The organism is Komagataeibacter sp. NFXK3 (genome assembly GCF_054182245.1).
Map to the genome: position 1 here is coordinate 42,621 of NZ_JAPIVJ010000011.1, position 21,908 is coordinate 64,528.

General features: G+C 63.6%; 19 protein-coding genes, 1 tRNA gene and 1 pseudogene. 14 read left to right on the forward strand and 7 right to left on the reverse strand.

Translation table 11 applies throughout. The features are described 5' to 3' along the window. Window positions 1-38 precede the first annotated feature (38 nt). The 5 genes and pseudogenes from OQZ28_RS12440 to OQZ28_RS12460 form a co-directional block, all read left to right on the forward strand. Complete coding sequence (locus OQZ28_RS12440) at window positions 39-770, forward strand: pirin family protein (protein WP_458136305.1); 732 nt, start codon at window positions 39-41, stop codon at window positions 768-770. 391 nt (window positions 771-1,161) lie between these two features. Next, window positions 1,162-1,944, forward strand: a complete 783-nt coding sequence (locus OQZ28_RS12445; RefSeq protein ID WP_458136306.1) for a siderophore-interacting protein — start codon at window positions 1,162-1,164, stop codon at window positions 1,942-1,944. Window positions 1,945-1,998: 54 nt separating this feature from the next. After that, window positions 1,999-2,619, forward strand: coding sequence for a PadR family transcriptional regulator (locus OQZ28_RS12450; protein ID WP_458136307.1), 621 nt, complete (start codon window positions 1,999-2,001; stop codon window positions 2,617-2,619). A 28-nt stretch (window positions 2,620-2,647) separates the two neighbouring features. Further along, window positions 2,648-3,280, forward strand: a complete 633-nt coding sequence (locus OQZ28_RS12455) for an O-methyltransferase (RefSeq protein WP_458136308.1) — start codon at window positions 2,648-2,650, stop codon at window positions 3,278-3,280. Window positions 3,281-3,399: 119 nt separating this feature from the next. After that, a pseudogene (locus OQZ28_RS12460) lies at window positions 3,400-3,648 on the forward strand (immunity protein Imm33 domain-containing protein); the annotation flags it as partial. A gap of 348 nt (window positions 3,649-3,996) precedes the next feature. On the opposite strand, the gene OQZ28_RS12465 reads toward OQZ28_RS12460, so the two are convergent. The 3 genes from OQZ28_RS12465 to OQZ28_RS12475 all read right to left on the reverse strand — a co-directional run bounded on the left by OQZ28_RS12465 (window position 3,997) and on the right by OQZ28_RS12475 (window position 7,357). Continuing rightward, on the reverse strand, window positions 3,997-5,199 hold the full coding sequence (locus OQZ28_RS12465; RefSeq protein WP_458136309.1) for an MFS transporter: 1,203 nt from the start codon (window positions 5,197-5,199) through the stop codon (window positions 3,997-3,999). Window positions 5,200-5,395: 196 nt separating this feature from the next. Then, window positions 5,396-6,292, reverse strand: a complete 897-nt coding sequence (locus OQZ28_RS12470) for a hypothetical protein (RefSeq protein ID WP_458136310.1) — start codon at window positions 6,290-6,292, stop codon at window positions 5,396-5,398. Between the two features lie 213 nt (window positions 6,293-6,505). Then, complete coding sequence (locus tag OQZ28_RS12475) at window positions 6,506-7,357, reverse strand: 23S rRNA (adenine(2030)-N(6))-methyltransferase RlmJ (RefSeq protein WP_458136311.1); 852 nt, start codon at window positions 7,355-7,357, stop codon at window positions 6,506-6,508. Between the two features lie 912 nt (window positions 7,358-8,269). Between OQZ28_RS12475 and OQZ28_RS12480 the strand changes: the two genes are divergently transcribed. From OQZ28_RS12480 to OQZ28_RS12495, 4 genes are all read left to right on the forward strand, one after another. Further along, window positions 8,270-9,562, forward strand: coding sequence for a glycoside hydrolase family 68 protein (locus OQZ28_RS12480; protein ID WP_458136312.1), 1,293 nt, complete (start codon window positions 8,270-8,272; stop codon window positions 9,560-9,562). Window positions 9,563-9,619: 57 nt separating this feature from the next. Further along, window positions 9,620-9,862, forward strand: coding sequence for a hypothetical protein (locus OQZ28_RS12485; protein ID WP_130732778.1), 243 nt, complete (start codon window positions 9,620-9,622; stop codon window positions 9,860-9,862). A gap of 72 nt (window positions 9,863-9,934) precedes the next feature. Continuing rightward, window positions 9,935-10,741, forward strand: coding sequence for a hypothetical protein (locus OQZ28_RS12490; RefSeq protein ID WP_458136313.1), 807 nt, complete (start codon window positions 9,935-9,937; stop codon window positions 10,739-10,741). Window positions 10,742-10,862: 121 nt separating this feature from the next. After that, window positions 10,863-11,477: a hypothetical protein gene (locus OQZ28_RS12495; protein WP_458136314.1), complete on the forward strand. Its 615-nt coding sequence runs from the start codon at window positions 10,863-10,865 to the stop codon at window positions 11,475-11,477. 160 nt (window positions 11,478-11,637) lie between these two features. Here OQZ28_RS12495 and OQZ28_RS12500 read toward each other — a convergent pair. Continuing rightward, window positions 11,638-11,714, reverse strand: a tRNA-Arg gene (locus OQZ28_RS12500). Between the two features lie 55 nt (window positions 11,715-11,769). After that, on the reverse strand, window positions 11,770-12,852 hold the full coding sequence (locus tag OQZ28_RS12505; RefSeq protein ID WP_458136344.1) for an alpha/beta fold hydrolase: 1,083 nt from the start codon (window positions 12,850-12,852) through the stop codon (window positions 11,770-11,772). A gap of 76 nt (window positions 12,853-12,928) precedes the next feature. On the opposite strand from OQZ28_RS12505, the gene OQZ28_RS12510 reads away from it, so the two are divergent. The 4 genes from OQZ28_RS12510 to OQZ28_RS12525 are packed head-to-tail and all read left to right on the forward strand — an operon-like array spanning window position 12,929 to window position 18,262. Continuing rightward, window positions 12,929-13,144, forward strand: a complete 216-nt coding sequence (locus OQZ28_RS12510; protein WP_130731231.1) for a zinc-finger domain-containing protein — start codon at window positions 12,929-12,931, stop codon at window positions 13,142-13,144. 14 nt (window positions 13,145-13,158) lie between these two features. Then, window positions 13,159-15,927, forward strand: coding sequence for a DNA polymerase I (gene polA / locus OQZ28_RS12515; protein WP_458136315.1), 2,769 nt, complete (start codon window positions 13,159-13,161; stop codon window positions 15,925-15,927). Then, window positions 15,927-16,556 (forward strand): SCO family protein, encoded by a 630-nt coding sequence (locus OQZ28_RS12520; RefSeq protein WP_458136345.1) that lies wholly within the window; start codon window positions 15,927-15,929, stop codon window positions 16,554-16,556. Before polA ends, OQZ28_RS12520 begins: the two co-directional genes overlap by 1 nt. A 17-nt stretch (window positions 16,557-16,573) precedes the next feature. Then, window positions 16,574-18,262: an ABC transporter substrate-binding protein gene (locus OQZ28_RS12525; RefSeq protein ID WP_458136316.1), complete on the forward strand. Its 1,689-nt coding sequence runs from the start codon at window positions 16,574-16,576 to the stop codon at window positions 18,260-18,262. A gap of 188 nt (window positions 18,263-18,450) precedes the next feature. On the opposite strand, the gene OQZ28_RS12530 is transcribed toward OQZ28_RS12525, so the two are convergent. Beyond that, the gene (locus OQZ28_RS12530) at window positions 18,451-18,900 is read right to left on the reverse strand and encodes a DUF2501 domain-containing protein (protein ID WP_130731228.1); all 450 of its coding nucleotides are present in this window, start codon (window positions 18,898-18,900) and stop codon (window positions 18,451-18,453) included. A gap of 369 nt (window positions 18,901-19,269) precedes the next feature. Between OQZ28_RS12530 and OQZ28_RS12535 the strand changes: the two genes are divergently transcribed. Then, window positions 19,270-21,033 carry an ABC transporter ATP-binding protein/permease gene (locus OQZ28_RS12535; RefSeq protein ID WP_458136317.1) on the forward strand — a complete coding sequence of 588 codons (1,764 nt, stop codon included), beginning with the start codon at window positions 19,270-19,272 and terminating at the stop codon, window positions 21,031-21,033. Here OQZ28_RS12535 and OQZ28_RS12540 read toward each other — a convergent pair. After that, window positions 21,011-21,907, reverse strand: a complete 897-nt coding sequence (locus OQZ28_RS12540; RefSeq protein ID WP_458136318.1) for a metal ABC transporter solute-binding protein, Zn/Mn family — start codon at window positions 21,905-21,907, stop codon at window positions 21,011-21,013. The two genes, OQZ28_RS12535 and OQZ28_RS12540, sit on opposite strands and share 23 nt — an antisense overlap. Window position 21,908: the final 1 nt, after the last annotated feature.

The following is a 21,908-nucleotide window of genomic DNA, read 5'->3' on the forward strand; positions in this document are numbered from 1 at the left end:
TGGCCCTGCCTTTTCAAACAGTCTTTTAAGGGGCGCACATGATCACGATCCGGCACGCAGCCAGCCTTGGCACGGCCCATGATGGCGGGCAGGTGCTGCGCTGCCATTTCGCCTTTGCCGATTATGCCGATCCGGCGCATGGCCATGAGGGCCGCCTGCGCGCGGTCAATGCCTGCACGCTGCCTGCGGGCGAGACCTACCGCATTGGCCCCGAAGCGGCGGTGGATATCGTGACATGGGTGGCAGACGGCACGCTGGCTACAGGCATGGACGGTTTTGAACCGGATGCGCTCGGCACGGGCGGGCTGCATCTGGCCAGCACCGGCAGCGGCTGTGCGCAGCTGGCGTGGCGCGCGGGCGGGCTGGGGGCCAGCTTCATCCAGTTCTGGTTCCTCGCTGACACGCAGGGCATGACGCCTGCGCAGGAGATGCGCCCGGCCCTGCCGGAACTCGAAGAGGGCGGCTTTCGCATCCTTGCATCAGGCTTCCCCGAGGATGACCCCGAGGAAGGTGAAAGCGTGGAGGACGGCGCGCCCGTCACCCTCGCCGCGCGCGCGCGGCTGCTGCATGCGGCCATTCCGGCAGGGGAGGGGGCGGCTTACGGCACCGCGCCGGGGCGGGTGCTCTACCTGCTCGTGGTTTCAGGTGCCGTGCGGATCGGCACGCAGGGGCTGCCGGCAGGCGATGCGGCGGCCATAAGCGGGCTGACCGACATTACGGTCATGGCTGATGAAGCGGCCGTGGTGCTGCTCGCTGATGTCGCGGCTTGAAGCCTGTCACCACGCTATCGCTGTTGCGCACAACGACATGGACGGAAGCGATGCCCTGTTCTCCAAACCTGAAAGATTCTGCAGGGTAATATGTGACCTTGTTAATCGCATTGGTGATTTTACGGTTGAAAGCGGGACCATAAGGCGAGGTCACGGTGACCTGTATATCGGTTTGCTCGTTGCCTGCGATGGCAGTGCGCGGCAGACGACACTCTTGACAGGATCGGGGAAAAAGCGTCTGGCTTGTTGCAGTTGAGGCCCGGCGCATGCGCCGTGGCCCGTAGGCGTTAACGTGAAACAACGCACAGAAACTGACAGCAGACATGCTGGCGGACTGTGCGTGTGTGTATTCACCCTCACCAGTCTGCTGGCATGATGAGGAGAGATACGCATGACGACCCTTTCCCCCCTTGCCCACCCTGATGGCGCGCCGGTGATCGAGCGGGTGCGGCACGAACTGCGCCGCCGCCTGTGGGTTGCGGGAACCGAGCGCCTGAGCCCGCATATGATCCGGGTCACGCTGGCTGGCCCGGAACTGGCCGGGTTCACCAGCCCCGCGCCGGATGACCATATCAGGATCTTCCTGCCCGACCATGCGGGGGAACTGACGCGGCGCGACTACACGCCGCGGCATCATGATGCCGCGGCAGGCACGCTGGTGCTGGATTTCGTCAACCATGAAGGCGGCCCCGCCGCCGCGTGGGCGCGGGCGGCAAGGCCCGGCGATGTGCTGGAGATTGGTGGCCCGCGTGGCTCGCGCATCATCCGGGGCAGGATCGACCACTGGCTGCTCATTGGCGATGAGACGGCGCTGCCCGCCATTGGCCGGCGCGTGGAGGCCCTGCCTGCCGAGGCGCTGGTCACCACCATCATTGCCGTGCCCGGCCCGGAAGATGAGCAGGTCTTTACATCATGCGCCGCCCATGCCGCCCATTGGGTGCACCGCCCGCTGGCCGAGGCGGACCAGGCGCACGGGCTGCTGGCGGTATTGCGGCAGCTCTCCCCTGTCAGGCGGAGTTTCGTCTGGGTCGGGGCGGAGGCTGGCGTGGCCCGCGCCGTGCGGCAGTGCCTGATTGCGGAAAAGAAGGTGCCTGCCGCGTGGATCAGGGCCGCGGGCTACTGGGTGAAGGGGCAGGCGGACGCGGCCATCAGCGATGTGGGCGCGTCAGAATGAAAACATATCTCGATATATCTTTACATACGATATATCGGGAATTATATCGGACTTATGAAACACGCAAACAGACACGCAGGCGGTCGTCACCGCCATGTTTTCTCCCCCGAAGGGCTGGCGCAGGGCGCAGGCCGTCATCCGGGGCGCGGCGAGGGCCGTGAAGGTCGCGAAGGCCGTGGCCACCATGGTCGCCACCGGGGCGGCCCGCGCAACCGGCTGTTCGATTATGGCGAGATGCGCCTGCTGGTGCTCAGCCTGATCGCTGAAAAGCCGACCTACGGTTATGAACTGATCAAGACCATCGAGGAAAAATTCGGTGGCAGCTATACGCCCAGCCCCGGTGTGATCTACCCCACGCTCACTTGGCTTGATGAAGCGGGCTACATCCGCCCCGGCGCGGAAGAAAGCCGCAAGAACTACCACATCACTCCCGAGGGCGAGGCGTTCGTGGCCGCAAACCGCGCGGCGCTGGAGGCGATCCTTGCCCGTGCGGCAACGGCCGGGCCACAGGGCCGTGGTGGTGGCCGCAATGCGCCGGTGCCCGTCATGAGGGCGATGGAAAACCTCAAGACCGCCCTGCGCCTGCGGCTGCGCAATGGTGGGCTTGACCCGCAGGCCGAGGAAAAGATCGCCTCCCTGCTTGATGAAACCGCCCGCGCGCTGGGCCAGGCCTGAGGCGCGCCCTTTCGGGCCACGAAGGAGGATGACCATGGATGACAGGATCCAGCCGGTTCTTGACCTTTACCATGAGCGCATGCGTGCCGAACGCAGCGCCCCACGGGTGGAAGCACCCGGCGGGCGTGATGGCGGTCACGACCAGCGCATGCGCGCCATCGGGCCGGAGACGGGGCAGCTTCTGAACATCCTGGCCCGCAGCCTCGAGCGCCCGACCATTCTCGAACTGGGCACGTCGTTTGGGTATTCCGCCCTGTGGCTGGCCGAGGCCGCGCGGGCGCGGAGTGGCCGGCTGATTACGATGGAACGGCACGCCTATAAATCCGCCCATGCCCGCGAGATGGCTGAACGGGCAGGGCTTGCGGCGTCTATCGACTTTCGCGTAGGCGACGCCGTGGCGATGATTGGCGAGATGGACCACAAGGCCGATTTCGTGTTCGTTGATTTATGGAAAGACCTGTACGTGCCGTGCCTTGAGGCCTTTTATCCCCGCCTCAACCCCGGCGCGATCATCGTGGCCGATAACATGATCCGGCCGGGCACGGAGGACGTAAAGCGCTACGGGCGCGCCATCCGGGCCCTGCCTGGCATGTCCAGCGTTTTGCTGCCGGTGGGTACGGGGGTTGAGGTCAGCCGGTTTGAAGGCGCAGCCTCCGTATAAAGACCAGATGATAAAAGTTTTTGGGTGCCGCCTTTTTCAAGAAAGGCGGCATTTTCTGTTGCGCCCTCCTGTAAGGTGGCTGCCGCCGGAAAACTTATGCAGGGAGCCAATCGCGACATGGCCTGCTGCCGGTCAATGGATTACGCCTCCGGCCCGAAAACGGCACAAGCGGGTGGTACATATGGGCGGGCGAGGAAATGTTTTTCGTGCCACTGCACACGCACCATCTCCTGCACTGGTGCAAAATGGTTATTCCCTATCTTGGCCAGGCACCGGGATGGACGTTTCTGGTTACGCCAGATTATGAAAACGTATGGAACAATGAAGCCTTGAGAAAAGCAGCCACTACAAACACTGATGAGCGATAGAACGTTTTTGGTGAAGCTTTTTTCAAAAAGCTTCAGAAGGTCATTGCCTTATTTAAAAAAGGCGCAATCCGTAAAATTAATGCGTTATCAAACCGGCTTCAGGCCGTCAGGCGCGGATCGTTTTCAGAAATGATCATGGTGTCAAACGACCTCCGGCAATGGCATCGGGGGCTTTAATGGCGTAAGAATAATATTGTTCATTACGGTATAATACTGATCTGGACAGATCAGGAATGACGACGACAGACGCTGTAAACGACAGGGACAGCGCAGGGGCAGCAGCCCTTGAAGGAGGCTGCATGCCGTTGCCCTGAAGGCGCGCACACAGGGCCTGCGCCTGCCGCGTTGTCAGGATCGGGCGGAGGCAGGGTGGGTCACGACCGCGGCAGGCAGCGTCTTTTGGGCCGTGCGATGCTGGAAATGGATGGCAAGGCCGACCAGCCCCAGCCCGATCAGGGCAAAACACGCTGACAGCACCGGCAGCCCGGCATAGGACCACCGCGTCACCACCATATGGCTGCCTGCCCATGCACCAATGGCGTTGCCGAAGTTGAAGGAGCTCTGGTTCATGGCCGCCGCGATATTGGGGGCCGAGCCTGCGCACGCCACCACATAGGTCTGGAGCGGCGCCATGGGTGCATAGATGAATACGCCCCACGCAAACAGCAGCGCAAGGCAGCTCCAGCTCATGAGGCTGCCGGGCACAAGCAGCAGTTGCACCACCGCCACCGCCGCCATGAGTCCCGCGCAGGAGGGCAGCATCTTCCAGTCGGCCAGCCGGGCGCCCAGCAGGTTGCCCAGGCACAGCCCGCCCCCGATCATGAGCAGCACGGCATCGATCACATGCGTGCCCAGCCCCGTGCGCACCTGCAAAAACGGCGAGATGTACGTAAACAGCGTGAACATGCTGGCCGAGGTGCACATGGAAACCAGCATCATGGTCACCACCAGCGGGTGCAGCATGGCCCGGAACTGCGCGGCCAGGGGAATGGTGGCGCCAGTTGCCCGGTCACGCGGAATGCAGAACCACATCGCACTCCACGCCACCACGCCCACCGCGCAGATCAGCCAGAACGCCATGCGCCATGAGGTGAGCTGCGCCACCACGGTGCCCATCGGCACGCCAAGGATCATGGCCAGCGTCAGCCCGATATAGACGAGCGAGAGCGCCTCGGCGCGTCTTTGCGGCGGCACGATCTGGCACGCCATGATGGAGGCCGCGCCATAAAAGGTGCCATGCGAGAACGAGGTCAGCACGCGCGCGAGCATCAGGCTCCAGTAACCCGGCGCGAGCGCGCTGCACGCATTGCCCGCAATGAAGATGCCCATGGTCAGCAGCAGCGTGTCGCGTCGCGAGAGGCTGTTGGTGAGGATGGCCACCACGGGGGAGGCGATCGTAACCCCGATGGCATAGCCCGAGACCAGCAGCCCCGCCTGCGCGATGGAGACATGCAGGCCCCCCGAGAGTTGCGGCAACAGCCCCATGACGATGGTTTCCGTCGTGCCAAGGCCAAAGGCCCCGATCGCCAGGGCGAGCAACGCTATGGGCAAGAGACATGTCCTTGAACGGGCGGCGCACAATATGCGTCGGTAAAAAAGCGAATATGCCAGAGTATGATATTTTATAGTGTGGAAAATGACTATGTAATGACAATATATTTTATGCGAATACATGATATTTTATGCATGCATGCAATTTTATACATATATCTTATTGCGTGGTGGAGGGGGCGCCCTTACAGGCCACTCAGATCGTGCATGATCCGCGCCATCTCCTGCATGGGGCCGGGCTCGCTGGTCTGGATCTGCCCGTGATAGGCGATGTACAATTCTTCAGGGTATCCGAAAACATGAACATGGACCCGGTTTTCCGGTGGGGCAAAGGTTGGCTGCAGGTGCAGGATCTCCTGTACGCCAGGACCTGCCACCGGCATGAAAGTGGCATGAAAGCGGCTATGGAGCCGTGAAAGAAGGTTGCGGACCCTATGGTGTTCTCGCCGGTGTCCTGCCGCTCAAATACTTTCTGGATATCATGGGCGGAGACCTGTGTTACGAAGGCATGGCTATGCTGGTTGTCGCCGCCGCCCGTGCCCTCGGCAATTCCGATGACCTGGTTGTGCTCATTGAGCAGCGCCGCGCCGGAGACGCCCGGCATCAGCGCGCCAGGATCGGTAAACCACGCGTACATGATACCCCTGTAGAGCCGCGGCGCGACGTCAACGCCGCTGATCTGGTCATACGCGGGCGTGCGTGGCTGCATGTCGAGCAGGACCGCGTTATCACCCGGCAGGTCGTGCACGCCGGAGTCAGGCTCCTGCGCCAGCTGGCTTTCTGAAAGGATGGTGGCGGGAGTCTGCCGCGCTTCGCTCAGTTTGTGGCCAAACCGGTCAAGAACGTAAATTCTGCCATGCTTGCGCAGGGCATGCTGCGTTACGTGCCGTATTGTCAGGATGCGGTTGTGCCCTTGAGGCGTGCGGCTGTCGCGCAGGACGGTGCCCGATCCACTGATATCGTTCTTGCCATCAGGGCTGGCCACGTAAAGGTACACGGTGGCCTCCAGCGCCGCGCGCTCGCTCGCGGATACGCGCTGCCCGTCAAAACATGAATGCTCCGCCACGATATCCGGCCCGCTCTGATGTGCCATGTCCCTGTGGGAAATGACAAACGGGCCAAGTTTGTGCGCAACGGTCACGATCACGTAGTATGCGATGATGATGATAAAAGGCAGCCAATGCCATCGTTCGCGTAAAAAGCGCAGGATCATGTCAGGTCAGTGCGGCAGGCAGGCAATATGATGCCTTTTCCATCACGCGGGCGTTATTTTGACCACATGGTATGATGAAGTGCCGCCTGCGGGTTATTCCCCTACAATCCATTCCACGCTGCCTTCTGCCTGCCCATCGCCCAGATAGGGGCACAGGGCGGCGAGAATGGCCTGCGCCTCGTTCTCGAAGCGGAAAGGCGGGTTGGCGATGAGCAGCCCGCTGCCATTGAGGCGGGTCGGGTCGAGCGGGGGGCGCAGGGTCAGTTCAACCGCCAGCAGCTTGCGCTGGCCCGCATCCTTCAGCCCGTTCATGAAGGCCCGCACCGGCGCGCGGTGCTTGATGGGATACCACGCCGCCACGATCCCGGCCGGGAAACGCCTGCGCGCGGTCATGATGGCCTGGGCCAGGCGGGTAAATTCATCCCGCTCCTCAAAGGGCGGGTCCATCAGCACCAGCCCGCGCTTTGCCTGCCGGGGTGGCAGCAGCGCGGTAATGGCCCCGTACCCATCGCGGCCATGCACCGATACCTGCGGGTTGTGGCGGAACAGCCGCCGCAGGTCGTGCTGGTCGTCGGGGTGGTGTTCGCAACAGGTCAGCGTGTCATCGGGGCGGAGCAGGTGGGCCACAAGCGCGGGCGAGCCGGGATAGAACAGCCGCCCCTCATGCGCGCGCATCACGTCGCGCACGATGTCCAGCCAGGGGCCAAGGGCGGCCTGTTGCGCAACGCCCAGCGGGGCCTCGAGCAGGCGCCCGATGCCCTCGCGCCACTCGCCCGTGGCCTGCGCCTGCGGGCCGGACAGGTCATACAGCCCGATACCAGCATGCGTATCGAGCACGGAAAAAGCCGAGGGCTTGCGGCACAGCGCCTTGATCAGGGCCACAAGCAGGGCATGTTTCATGACATCGGCAAAGTTGCCGGCATGATAGCTGTGTCTGTAATTCAAGTCCGTCCTGCCAGAATGCGTTCACGGGCCGAAGCCCGTGTCGCGGCAAGCGTTATCGTGCTTTTGGCGTGGCTGTCCACCCGGCCTGAGGCCGCAGGCGGCCTAGCGCAGGAAGAAAGCCACCAGCGCCCATAGGGGCAGGGCCATCAGCAGGCTGAAAAAGATGCCACTCGCAGCGGAATACCGGCGGTGGACAGGGGCAGGCACTGGCTGGGCAGCAGGTTGGGAAACCGTCCGTGTCAGAGCGATACCATCAAACGACATGCGCTTAGGGCCTTAGAAAACTGAAGGAAAGGGGAAAAAGCACCCCCAATTGTGGAGCAACACCACAATCCTGCCTTAAAAATAACACGATCTGCTGTCAATCAATTTTACTTAAACTGCCATCATTGCGGCGACCTGAATTCGTGCCGAAAGCGCGAAAAGCGGGCGTTAACAAACGCTTCTGCAAAAGCCATGGGCTCAGCCACCGGCCCGGCGGCAGCCCGCGCAGCCTGCTTTACGTGCCATGGGGCACGGAACTGCGCGTCACAATCCGGCCCGAAAGATATCGCCCGGCCACGATTCGCGCCCAGCTGGCAGCGGCCTGCAATTGGCGTTTCATCTGCCGCAGGCGCGCGCTGCGCTGGTGGTAACCACCCGGTCAGGTCGGGCAGGTACGCAAACGGCAGGCCTTGCCCGTATCATCCAGCAGGGCGCCTGCCTCCTTTCATGAAATGCTGCCAGCGGTACATGCTTTCTTTTGCTGCCTGCATGGCTGCGCCCTATATTTCATCATGTCAGGAGCGACAAGACAGCGCGATTATCCTGACACGACAAGTATAATGGCATGAATAATGCATTATACGGAACGTATACCTGCATATAAATGGATCATGGGCAGTAATAATGCCCTGACGAGAGGATCAGAACATGGTTTCCTCCAATGCACGCCTTCCGTCCGCCTGGACCATCGCCGATGCACTGAAAGTGCATGCCGATGACCCCACCACCACCATGCCCGTCATCGCCCAGGATTTCCCGGTCATGGATGACGCCCTGTGGCAGTGGGACACGGGCGCCCTGCGCCGCATCACCGGCGAGACGGTCACCTTCAAGGGCTGGTACGTCATGTGGTCGCTTGTGGCCGAACGCGCCCAGACAGGTGACGACGCAGCCGGCTGGCACAACCGCAACGCCTTCGCCTTCATTGGTTATTACTACAGCCGCAACGGCATTGACTGGACCTTTGGCGGCCGCCTGCTCAACACCAGCGCTGATCTGCGGCCCGATGAATGGTCGGGCAGCCTGGTCATGCGCCACGGCAGCGAGAACGTGGTCGACATGTTCTACACTTCCGTCAACACGGATGTGAACCAGAGCGTGCCCTCCGTTTCCACCGGCACGATCCATGCCGATGACAGCGGTGTGTGGTTCGAGGGCTTCACGGCCACGACCGAGATGTTCTCGGCCGACGGGCTGCATTACGCCAATGCCTCCCAGGACCCGTATTTCGATTTCCGCGATCCGCACCCGTTCATCAACCCCGCCGATGGGCAAGTCTACTGCCTGTTTGAAGGCAACGTGCCCGGCATGCGCGGCGACTTTGTCATCACCGACCGCGAGGCGGGCCACCTGCCGCCGGGCTACACCGTGGGCGAAGGGGCAGGCTATGGCGCCGCCGCCATCGGCATTGCGCGGTTGGTCTCGTCCTATGCGCAGGGTGATTTCTCGCGTTGGGAAATGCTGCCCGCCCTGGTCACCGCCCTTGGGGTGAACGACCAGACCGAACGGCCGCATGTGGTGTTCCGCAACGGGCTGACCTACCTGTTCACCATCAGCCACCACTCCACCTATACCGGCGGGCTGGAAGGGCCGGACGGGGTGTACGGGTTCGTGTCGCGCCACGGCATTTTTGGCCCCTACACGCCGCTGAACAGTTCGGGGCTGGTGCTGGGCAATCCGTCTTCCGCGCCCTACGAGACCTACAGCCATTTTGTTGACCCGATGGGCTACGTGCAGTCCTTCATCGACACGCTGCCGGCCCCCGGCACCGACCCGCAGAACCCTGCAACCTACCGCATTGGCGGCACGCTTGCCCCCACCGTGCGCATAGCCCTGGAGGATGACCGCACCTTCCTGACCGAGGTGCATGATTACGGGCAGATCTTCGCCTTTGACGAATGGGCCGCAAGCAACCAGCCCGACCCGCGCCCCGCCACCTGACACCAGCCACAGGGGAGGCCGCCTGACAAGGCGGCCTCCCTGCCGGAACCATGCGTCATGGACACCATGCTCACGACCCAGACCATCCTCTCTCTCCTGCCAGCCCGGTATGCCGCGGATGTGGTTGTCATCTTCTCCTTCCTCATTTCCGGCTGCGCGGTGGTCGCGCGCTTCTGGCGGCCGCCCGCAGCCGGGTCGAAATGGGTGGTCGTGTGGACCGTTGTTACCGCCATGGCGCAACTGCGTGGCTGGAACCGGCCCTCCGACAGGAAGGGCGATGCGACGGACAGGAAACCGTAAAGAAGTTTTCGGGCGACGATTTTTTCAAAACATCCTGAAGAACACTGCCTTTTCAAAAACAGCAGGGCAAAAATGATGTTGCGCAAACTTGGCTGCCGCCCTGCCGAAAGGCGGGCGCGCCAGCCCATGCTCACGACCATGAAGGGCTTCATGGCCCGCCCCGCGCCGCAGCGCCTGATCCGCGATGGCATCGATCCCGCCCCGCTCATGCTGGGCAATGATGTGCTGGGTAACTGCACGGCGGCGGGCATTGGCAACCATATCCGCGCCACTGCCGCACTTGCGGGCTACCAGGTGGCGGTGGATACGCCTGATGCCGTGCGGTTCTACGCGCTTTCCACCGGTTATGTGCCTGGCAACCCGGCCACGGATCATGGCGGGGTGGAAGTGGATGTGCTGACCACCGCCCTGCAACAGGGCTACGCGCTGGCCCGGCAGACGCTGTTCCCGCTCTGGGGCACGCTGGAGCCTGCCGACCTCAATGCAATCCGTAACGTAACAGCGGGGCTGTCGGCAGCCTATCTGGGCGTGCAGCTTGCCGTGGCGGATATGTGGACCGACGCTGTCGGCAACCCGCCGCCGTTATGGGATACGCCAACTCCTGCCGGGCGTGGCGACCCCACCCCCGGCAGCGCGGGCGGCCACTGCCTGCTGTTATGGGACTATGCCGGCACAGCCGACACGGATGTGGTGACGCTGCTGACATGGGGCACGCGGCAGAAGGCGACATGGCGCTGGGTGCGCTCACGCCTCATGGAAGCCCATGGCCTGGCGTGGCGGCAACTGCTGCCTGCGGGGGTACTCAGCCCCACCCATCAGGACTGGGATGCCCTGGTCAGCGCCAATGAAGCCTATCTGGCCGGGCCGCAAGCGATGTGAACTGGAAAAGTTTTTGGTGAAGCTTTTGTCGAAAAGCTTCGGAATAACGCGGCCTTCTTGAAAAAAGCGGCCCCCGCAAATTTCTGTTTTTTTAAATGACTGCTGGAATCTGCAATAAATCATGAAATTACTTTCGTATTTACTGCTTCTTGCGGTGTGCCTGTGGGGCTGCGCGCAGGGCAGGCCCGTGCCGACAACCATCCCCGCCGCCATGGCCGGGCTTGAAACCACGCTGGGGCAGGCGGGCATTGTGTCCGTCTCGCACCCTGCCGACTGGTCACAGGCGCAGGCCACGCGCTTTGCCGCCGCCATCCGCGCCGCCCAGTGCCGCCAGAACGTGGCAGACCCCGTTATCGGCGCGATCGTGGGGGATGTGACGCTCCAGCTATCAGGCAGTTTTACGCATGGAGGGCAGTTTAGCGTAGGCGCGCTGACAACCGCGCCCACCTTTGGCATTGCTGCGGATGCCAGCCGGACCACCAGCCAGCAGGTCAGCCTGCCGGTCTCCTACGCACCGCTTTCCTCCATGCCGGAGGTGGAAATGGCGCGGCAGGCGACTTATGAAACCACCCTGCTGGGCCAGAACGACGCCATACGCCACGCCGAGGCCACGCGCCTGCTGGCCGGGCGCGATGCCTTGCGGCAGGTCACTGACGGGCTGATCCGGTCATGGCACGCGAATGACTGCGCGCCTGCCCCGCAGCCACTGCGGCCTTTTGCCACGCTGCGGCGATAAAAGGCCGTTTGAAAAGGCAGGACCAGTAATGTCTTGGAAGTATAAAAGTTTTTGGTAAAGCTTTTTTCAAAAAGCTTTGAAAAAAGGCACACCCGAAAACTTTTACCTGATAACAAACTGCCATCTGAATAAATGGTATTATTATATTTTATCTGGAAAATGGCGGACTCGAAAGGATTCGAACCTTCGACCTTCGCCTTCGGAGGGCGACGCTCTATCCAGCTGAGCTACGAGTCCACTCACGCCTGCATACATCGCCACAGGCCGGAACGCCAGCCCCAATCGGGAAAAATCATCGCGGCGCGATTGCGTCCATCCGTCCGGGCAGGATGGGCAGCGGGGCGTCGTGGCCTGCGGGTTCGGCCATCCATGCCGCCGTCGCCGCATCCCCGCCCGAGGGCAGGAAGCGCTCGGGGTGCAGGATCCAGCTGGTCATGTCCGCCGTCACCTTGCCGCCCGCCCGCCCGCGGGTCAGCAGGTGGTAGCCGTTGGGTATGTAATCCAGCCTTGTGCCCGCGGGCATGTGCCGCCATGCCCGCGCCATGGCGGCGGCGGGCACGATCTGGTCGCGCCCGCCATACACCACCAGCACGGGGCCATGCATGCGGGCGCTGGCATGGGCGGCCTGATGCATGAGGTCGGTCAGCCCGGCGAGTGCTGTGGTGGATGTGTCGCGCAGGGTCAGCGGGTCGTAATACAGGCGGGCAAGGGCCATCTGGTCATCGGCTGCGGTCACGTGCACGGGCAGTTCGCGCCCGCTCAGCCGCCAGCGCGGGGCCATGGCCGCCATCAGGTGGGTGGTCAGGCGCGCGCCTGCGTCCAGGTCCCACAGCGCGGGGGCGAGTAGGATCGTGCCCGCCACCGGCGGCGCGTCCGGCTGGGCCGCCAGCACGGCGGCAAGTGCGCCGCCCATGCTCTCGCCCATGATGTAGAGCGGCACGCCGGGGTGTTCGCGGCCAATGGTGGCGACCAGGGTGCTGACCGTGCGGCGCAGCGCATCCGTGCCCACCCAGCCTCCGCGTGCCTGTGTCTGGCCAAAGCCGGGCAGGTCGGGGGCGACCACGCCCAGCCCGGCGGCATTGAGCGCGGGTGCCGGGCGCTCCCATGCATCGCGGCTGTCATTGAAGCCGTGCAGCGCCAGGATCACCGCGCGTTCCGGCCCATGGGCGGCCCAGATGCGCAGGGGCACGGCACCCACGCCCGCAATATCCACCACGCGGTCAGGCGGTATGAGGCGGGCGAGTTCGGCATGCCGCGCGGGCGGCGTGGGGGCCGGGGCCTCGTGGGTGGCGCAGGCGGTCAACATCACAAAAAGCGCTGGATAAAGCAGGCGTGACAGGCGAATGTTTGAAAGCACGGCAATCCTGCGTATCATCATGGGCCAGCGCATGGTCCACCCATCGGGCGCGCCATGCAAATCCAAGCCGGACAACAACCCGAGGCCGATCAGAATGCAAGCCCTGTCCCACGATCCCGCACCGCACCCCCGCCTGGGCACGATTGAAACCATCGTGGTCGATTCGCGCACCCTGTCCTGTGATGGCGGTCTCGGCGCGCTTGGCCACCCGCGCGTGTTCCTGCGCATCGCCCATCACCAGACCTTCTGCCCCTACTGCTCCCGCCTGTTCGTGCTCAACCCCGATGCACCGGTGGGTGACGCGCACTGACAGCCTCTACATCCATGTCCAGCGACACGCCGCTTCACCTGATCCTGGTGGATGGCTCGGGGTACATCTTCCGCGCCTTCCACGCCCTGCCGCCCATGACCAGCCCCGATGGCACGCCTGTCAACGCGGTCTATGGTTTCACCAACATGCTCTCGCGGCTTTTGCGCGAGCATGCGGGCACGCATCTGGCCGTCATATTCGATGCGGGGCGCCATACCTTCCGCAATGACCTGTATGGCGAATACAAGGCCCACCGCCCCGAACCGCCCGAGGAGCTGCGCCCGCAGTTCAGCCTCGTGCGCGACGCCACGGCAGCCTTTGGCGTGCCCGCCCTCGAGCAGGCGGGCTGGGAAGCCGATGACCTGATCGCAGCCTACGCCCGCAAGGCCACCGATGCAGGCGGCCAGTGCACCATCTATTCATCCGACAAGGACCTGATGCAGCTCATCCGCCCCGGCGTGATGATGATGGACCCGATCAAGAACCGGCCGATCGGACCGAAGGAAGTCGAGGCAAAATTTGGCGTAGCCCCGGACCGTGTGGCGCAGGTGCAGGCCCTGATCGGCGACCCGGTGGACAACGTGCCCGGCGTGCCCGGAATCGGCCCCAAGACCGCATCGGCCCTGATGGCGGAATATGGCTCGCTCGATGCCATCCTGGCGGGTGCGGAGGGCATGAAGCCTTCCAAGCGGCGCGAGAACCTGCTGGCCCATGCCGACATGGCCCGCCTGTCCTACAAACTCGTCACGCTGTGCGAGGACGCGCCCTGCCCCGAGAAGCTGGCCGATCTGGGCTGCTGCGATGTGGACATGGAGCGGCTTGGCGCATGGCTGTCGGATATGGGATTCTCATCGCTGCTGCAGCGCATGGGCATCAAGGCAAAGCCGCGCCCGCGCATCTCGGCGCATGACACGCTGGCTGCAGCCCCGGTGGCCCAGCGTCCGCCCTTTCCGGCCGAGCCTTATGGCCCCTACATCACCGTAACCGACCCCGAGGTGTTGCGGGAATGGGTCAGTGAGGCCCGCACGAGCGGCGTGTGCGCGGTCGATACCGAAACCGACGGGCTGGACCCGCTCACGGCCCCGCTGGTCGGCATCTCGCTTGCGCCACGCTGCGGGCGGGCATGCTACATTCCGCTGGGCCATCAGGTTGACCTGATGGACAGCGCGGGCACGCCCCAGATGAAGGCGCAGACCGCGCTGGAAATTCTCGAGCCGCTTTTTGCCGACCCGTCCGTGCTCAAGGTATTCCAGAACGCCAAGTTCGACCTGCTGGTGCTGACACAGGCAGGCAGCGTGCAGCCTGCCCCGATCGATGACACCATGCTGATCTCTTACGCGCAGTCCGCGGGGCAGCACGGGCAGGGGATGGACGAGCTTTCGCGCCTCACACTCGACCATACGCCCATCCCCTATGATGAAGTGACCGGCACGGGCCGCAAGCGGGTCGTGTTCTCGCAGGTGGCGATTGACCGCGCCACGCCGTATGCGGCGGAAGATGCGGATGTGACCCTGCGCCTGTGGCAGGTGCTCAAACCCCAGCTGCGCACCAATAAGGCACTGGCGCTGTATGAGGAAATGGAGCGCCCGCTGGTGCCCATCCTGGCGGATATGGAGCGGGCGGGCATCAGGGTTGATGCCGATGACCTGCGCGCCATGTCCACCGAGTTCGCACAACGCATGGGGGTGATCGAGGCCGAGATTCACACGCTGGCCGGGCGTGACTTCAATGTCGGCTCCCCCAAGCAGCTGGGCGAGATCCTGTTTGACGAGATGGGCCTGCCCGGTGGCAAGCGCACCAAGGCGGGCGCATGGGGCACGGATTCGGCGGTATTGCAGGACCTGGCCGACCAGGGCCACGACCTGCCCGCGCGGATCCTGGCCTGGCGGCAACTGGCCAAGCTCAAGAGCACCTATGCCGATGCGCTGCTCAACCAGATCAACCCCGCCACGGGCCGCGTGCACACGTCCTTCCAGATGGCGGTGACGACAACGGGCCGCCTGTCATCGAACGACCCCAACCTGCAGAACATCCCCATCCGCACGGAAGAGGGCGGGCGTATCCGCCGCGCCTTTGTGGCGGAACCGGGTCATGTGCTGGTCTCGGCGGATTATTCACAGATCGAGCTGCGGCTTCTGGCCGATGTGGCGGATATTCCCGCATTGCGCGAGGCGTTCGCACTGCGGCAGGACATCCACGCCCGCACGGCCTCCGAGGTGTTCGGCATCCCGCTTGAGGGCATGGACCCGCTCACGCGCAGGCGCGCCAAGGCCATCAATTTTGGCATCATCTACGGCATCAGCGCCTTTGGTCTGAGCCGCCAGCTTGGCATCTCCCCCGGTGAGGCACGGGGTTACATCGACGCCTATTTCGCCCGCTATCCCGGCATCCGCGACTATATGGAGCGGGTGAAGGCGGAGGCGCGCAAGAACGGCTATGTCACAACACCCTTTGGCCGCCGCTGCTTTGTGCCGGGCATTGCCGACAAAAGCGCCGTGCGCCGCAACTATGCCGAGCGCCAGGCCATCAACGCGCCGCTGCAGGGCGGTGCGGCCGACATCATCAAGCGCGCCATGGTGCGAATTCCGGCTGCCCTGTCCGATGCGGGGCTTGACGGACGCATGCTCCTTCAGGTCCATGACGAACTTGTGTTCGAGGTGCGCAAGGATGATGCCGATCGTCTGGCAGCCCTCGTCAAACAGGTCATGGAATCCGCGGCGGCCCTGTCAGTGCCCCTGGTCGTGGAAACCGGGACCGGAACGAACTGGGCGGATGCACATTGATAATGCGAAATGAACGGGACCGGTTTTTCGTGCTGGTCGGGTTTACCATACTGGTGGTCTCCTCGATTGCGGGGTATTTCGGCTACCGTTATTCCGACAGCGCGCCCGTGCCGCTGACCACCTATGGCAACCCGGTTGGCGGGTCGTTCAGGCTGATCAACGGGGCGGATGGCTCGGTGCTCGACACCGACTTCCGTGGCCGGTGGATGCTGATCTATTTTGGCGATACCCACTGCCCCGATGATGTGTGCGGCGCCACCGTCAAGGCCATGGCCGAGGGCGTGGAGGCGCTGGGCCACGACCGCGCGCGGCTTGCGGTGCCCATCTTCATCACGCTCGACCCCATGCGCGACAACTCCGACGTGCTGCGCACCTATGCCCTGCGCTATGGCTCGCATGTCACGGTCATGACCGGCTCGCCCAAGATGATCCAGGCCGTGGCCAAGGAGTACCATGCCCCTTACGTGCGGCGTGATGGTGCGAATGGCGATTACAGCATGGAGCCTGCCAGCCAGATCGTGATCATGTCGCCCACCGGGCGCTATGAGGGCAGCCTGCCCGCCACCGCCACGGCAGCCGACATCACGGCCCGCATGACCGAACTCATGTCGCCTGCGACGCATAACTGAACCGGGCGGGCCAGCGCATGCGGGCATCAGGCCAGCGGCTGGGCATGGTCGCGCTCATGCTTGGCGGCCTGCTGCATGCGCTGCCAGCCATAGGCTGTGCACAAGGCACGCAGGGCAAGCCGCATCGCGGCGGCACCCTGCGGCTGACGGCGGCGAGTGCTTCCGGCACGCTCGACCCGCAGATCAGCTACACCAGCCAGTACATGCAGCTTGCCACCGTCATCTATGACGGGCTGCTCACCTATCCCAAGCTGGAGGGGCCGGCAGGCAACCAGGTGGTGCCTGACCTGGCTGAGGCCATGCCCGAGCTGCGTGATGACGGGCGCACATGGGTGTTTACCCTGCGCGATGGCATCCGCTTTTCAGATGGCACGCCGGTTACGGTGGAGGACGTGGCAGCATCCCTGCGGCGCATCTTCAAGGTGGGCACGCCCACGGCAGGTTCGTTTTACGGTACCATAGTGGGGGCGGATGCCTGCCTGCGTAATAGTGCGCACTGCACGCTGCAAGGCGGCGTGGAGACCGACCCCGCTACCCGCCGCATCACCATCCGCCTGACCCAGCCTGACTCCGAATTCCCGCAAAAACTCGCCTTCGGCCATGCCGCCATCCTGCCCGCTTCCACGCCCGCGCATGATCTGGGCAATGTGGCCGCCCCCGGCACCGGGCCATATCATATCGTGTCATCCGACCCCGAGCGCGGGCTGGTGCTCGAGCGCAACCCCTATTTTCATGAATGGAGCGAGGCGGCCCAGCCCGATGGGTATGTGGACCGTATCGTTTATGATTTCGGCCTGTCGGAAGAAGATGCGGTCACCGCCGTCGAGCGCGGGCAGTATGACTGGATGGCGGGCCTCAAGCCGCTTGACCGGCTGGGCGAGATTGGCAGCCGCTATACGGCGCAGGTGCATGTATCGCCACTCTATGGCCTGATCTTCCTGCCGATGAACGTCAACATCCCGCCCTTTGACCAGCCCAAGGCGCGCGAGGCCGTAAACTACGCGCTTGACCGGCGCGCCATGACCATCCTGTACGGCGGGTCGGGCATTGCAACCCCGCTGTGCCGCATGGTGCCGCCGGGGCTGCTGCCCGGCGATGGCGCCTGTGCCTGGACGCGTGGCGCCGACCCCGACCATCCGGCTACGCCTTGGGCACACCCGGACCTGCAACGCGCCCGCCAGCTTGTGCATGAAAGCGGCACGGAGGGCATGGACGTGACCCTGATCGTGCCTGCCACCGCCATGTATGTGAGCATGGGCACCTATCTGCGCGACATGCTTGAAGCGATCGGCTACCACGCACGGCTGCACCCGCTCTCGCCCGCCATGGAGGGCAATTACGCCGCCAACACCACCAACCATGTGCAGATCAGCCTGCTGGGGTGGTATGCGGATTACGCCTCGCCCTCCAATTTTCTCGATACATTGTTTGGCTGCGAGAACTTCCATCCCGGTTCTGACAGTTCCATCAACATGTCCGGCCTGTGCGACCCGGTGGTGCAGGCGCTTGTGGCGCGCATCCGTAGCGAACCTGACCCGCAGGCAGCCCTGGCACTGTGGGGGCAGGTCGATGACCGCATCACCCGTCTGGCACCCGCCGCCCCCATGATCAGCACGCGGTATGTCGATCTCGTCTCGCCCCGGCTGGGCCATTATTTTGTGACCAGCCTGTATCACATGGCTTTTTCACGTGTGTGGGTACAGTAGAAAATAATAAAAGTTTTTGGGTGCCGCTTTTTTTAAAAAGGCGGCGTTCCTTGCGAAGCTTGTTCAAAAAAGCCTCACCAAAAACGTCTTTGACCGTTCCCCGATGCGGGGCGGGTGGGTGTTCTTAAATACAAAACCCCGCCGGATAACCGGCGGGGCCTGTAGAACGGGGCGATAGGCCGCGTCGATCAGAGCATGGACTTCGCGCGGGCTTCCACCTTGGCGCAGGCCTGCTTGCGGATGTCGGCCGAAGCGTCCTCGAGCGAGATGGGGGCCTTGCCGCCCACCTTCAGCAGGCCTGTCGAGCCATCGGCGTAGGACATGTTGCCCTTTTGGTTGGACGGTACGTCGTTGGTCTTCTTGTTGAAGGCGGCCAGCACCGGCCAGGCTTCAGACGCGGTCAGGTAGTTGGACTGGATGCAGTAGTTCATGATGCCGCCCAGATCAGCGGGCTTGGCGGAGGCGACGGCGGAATACACCGTATCGGCCGAGAGCGAGCCCGGCTTGATCTGCTCGACCTGGTTGGCAACACCTGCGCCCGTGGGCGGCGAGACTTCAGCGGCATGGGCCGCAAGCGGTGCTGCGGCCAGCAGGGTTGCGAAGGCACTGGCGGACAGGACGCGACCGAACGACACCATATTCATTATTCCTTGCATGTTCATCTGGCGGGTCCATCAGGGCCCACTCAATTGTGAATCTATGTGTCAGGCATATCACGATGCGCGCGCGCCACACCCCTGCGGCGGATATGTCAGGCATTCGTCTTTTCGATATATGGCGCCCTTGTCATGCGCTTTGTGCGCCATAAACCCCTGTTGTCAGCCGGTATTGCCTGCCGGGTGCCGGACGCGCGCAAATGGCGCACGTGGTCAATAAGTTGTGATAATGCTTAATGCCCCGGCTTTTTTCGCGCAAAACGGGCCTGCGGCGCAATCATGATTGAGTCCGCCCCCACTTCGTGGGAATGCTGTGGGTTCCTGCCTTTCACCCCACTGCACGGGATCAACATGCAGCATTTGCGCCTTCTCCTGAAAGATGTCTGGTACCTGACCCGCCCCTATTTCGTGTCGGAGGACAAAAAATGGGCCTGGGGCCTGCTCGTGGCCGTTCTGGTGCTGACCTTCTCCATTGTGGGGATGGACCTGCTCCAGTCCTTCTCGCGCAATGTGTATTACACGGCGCTGCAGCAGCGTGATGCCACGACCTTCCTGCGCGGGCTGTTCTGGTATGTGCATAACGAGAGCGGGTACGTGCCCGGCTTCTTCATCATCACCATCCCGGCCATCCTGTTCAGTGTCTATGCCACCTACCTGCAGCAGATGCTGGGCCTGCGCTGGCGGCGGTGGCTGACCGCGCGCATGACGCGGCAGTGGATGGAAAACCAGACCTATTTCCGCATCGCCATCACCACGTCGGGCCTCGAGGCCGGGGCCGACAACCCCGACCAGCGCATACAGGAGGACCTGAACAGCTTCGTGACCGATACGCTGACGCAGTTCATCAACCTGCTGTCCAATATCGTGACGCTGTTCAGCTATGTCGGGCTTTTGTGGGTGCTGTCCGGCCCGCTGGAAATATGGGGCATGTCCATACCGGGCTACTTCTTCTGGGCCGCACTCATCTATTCCGTGGTGGCGACGTGGGTCACGCATCTTGCCGGTCATAAACTGGCGGGGCTGCAGTTCTTCCAGCAGCGCGCCGAGGCGGATTTCCGCTACAGCCTCGTTCATGTGCGCAACAATGCCGAGGGCATCGCGCTCTATCGGGGCGAGGCGGAGGAACAGGCCGGGCTCGACCGGTCATTCGCCTCCGTCTATGGCAATTTCCTGTCCATCATGCGCCGCACCAAATGGCTGGGCCTGCTCACCACGGGGCTTGATGTGGTGTCGGGCAACTTTGCGCTGCTGATCGGCTCGATCCGCTATTTCGCGGGCAAGATGAGCTTCGGCACGCTCATGCAGTTGGTCATGGCGTTCTCGCGCGTGCAGGGGGCATTGGGCTGGCTGTCCAATTCCTATGCCGCGCTGACCACATGGCATGCGGAGGTGGCGCGTCTGGCCACCTTCCAGCGCGTGATGGACCGCGCGCAGGCCATGAAGAACGAGGTCAGCCTCGTTGCCGCCCCCGCTGGGGCGGCCATGCAGGTCAGCGGGCTGGACGTGTTCCGCCCCGATGGCACGGCGCTGCTCAGGGATGTGAACTTTACGCTGCCGCATGGGCAGATGACGGTGGTGACCGGCCCGTCGGGCACCGGCAAGTCCACGCTGTTCCGGGTGCTGGCGGGCATCTGGCCGTTTGCCAGCGGCACGATCACGCGCCCCGATGCGCCGATGATGTTCGTGCCCCAGCGCCCCTACATGCCGACCGGCACGCTGCGCCGGGCCGTGGCCTACCCGGCGGACAGCACGGCCTATGCCGCAACGCAGGTGGCGCAGGTGCTGCAGCAGGTCGGCCTTGGCGCGCTGGTGCCGCGCCTTGAAAACGAGGAGCCGTGGGGGCAGATCCTCTCGCCCGGCGAACTCCAGCGCCTGGCCTTTGCCCGCATCGTGCTGGCGCGGCCGGGCTGGGTCTTTTTGGATGAATCGACCTCGAACCTTGATGCCGCGTCCGAGGCCGCCCTTTACGCCCTGCTGGCTCAGGCCTGCCCGGGCATGACGGTGGTGTCGATCACGCACCGGCAGTCGGTGGTGGGCATGCATGAAAATGCCATTGACCTCACCCCCTTTGCCGTGGGTGTGACTGCCGTGGTCAGTGCGGGCGCATCGCCCTGACCATCAGCTCGGTATTATGCCGCATCATGCTGATGTAATCGGGTGCGGGGCCGCCCGCGGTGGAGAGCGCCTCGGCATAAAGCTCGCCGCCGGGCTGTGCCCCGGTGGCGTGGGCGACCTGCTGCACAAGGCGCGGGTCGGTGGCGTTTTCAAGGAAATAGGTGGTCATGCCGCTTTCGCGGATCTGCGCGATCAGCCTGCCCACATCGGCGGCGGAGGCTTCGGTCTCGGTCGAGAGGCCCTGCGGCGCCATAAAGGTCACGCCATAGGCGCGGCCAAAATAGCCAAAGGCATCATGGCTGGTCAGCACGCGCCGCCGCGCGGGCGGGATGGTGTCGATCGCGGTGCGGATGTCATGGTCAAGGGCCTGGAGCTGCGCGGTATAGGCCGCGGCCGAGGCGCGGAAATCATCGGCATCCGCCGGGTCGGCGGCAATCAGCGCATCACGGATGTTGTTGGTCCATACAATCACGTTGGGCACGCTGTTCCACACATGCGGGTCGGTTTCCACCTGCTGGCCATCGTGTTCGGTATGGATGTCGATCCCGTTCGAGACGATGACGGGTTTGCCCTGATAGCCCGCCGCGTGGGCCAGGCGGGCAAACCAGCTTTCCAGCCCTTCGCCACTCATGAACACAACATCGGCCTGCCGCAGGGCGCGGGCATCATCGGGGGCGGGTTCGAATTCATGCGGGTCGCCATCGGGCGGCACCAGTGATGTGACCGCGACATGCGCGCCGCCTACATGCGACACCACATCGGCCAGCACGGTAAAGCTGGCAACGGCATGCACCACATGCGGCGCGGGGGCGGCACGAGCAGGCAGGATGGACAGGAAACCGCAGAAGCCCAGAAGGCAGGTGAGGCGGCGCATG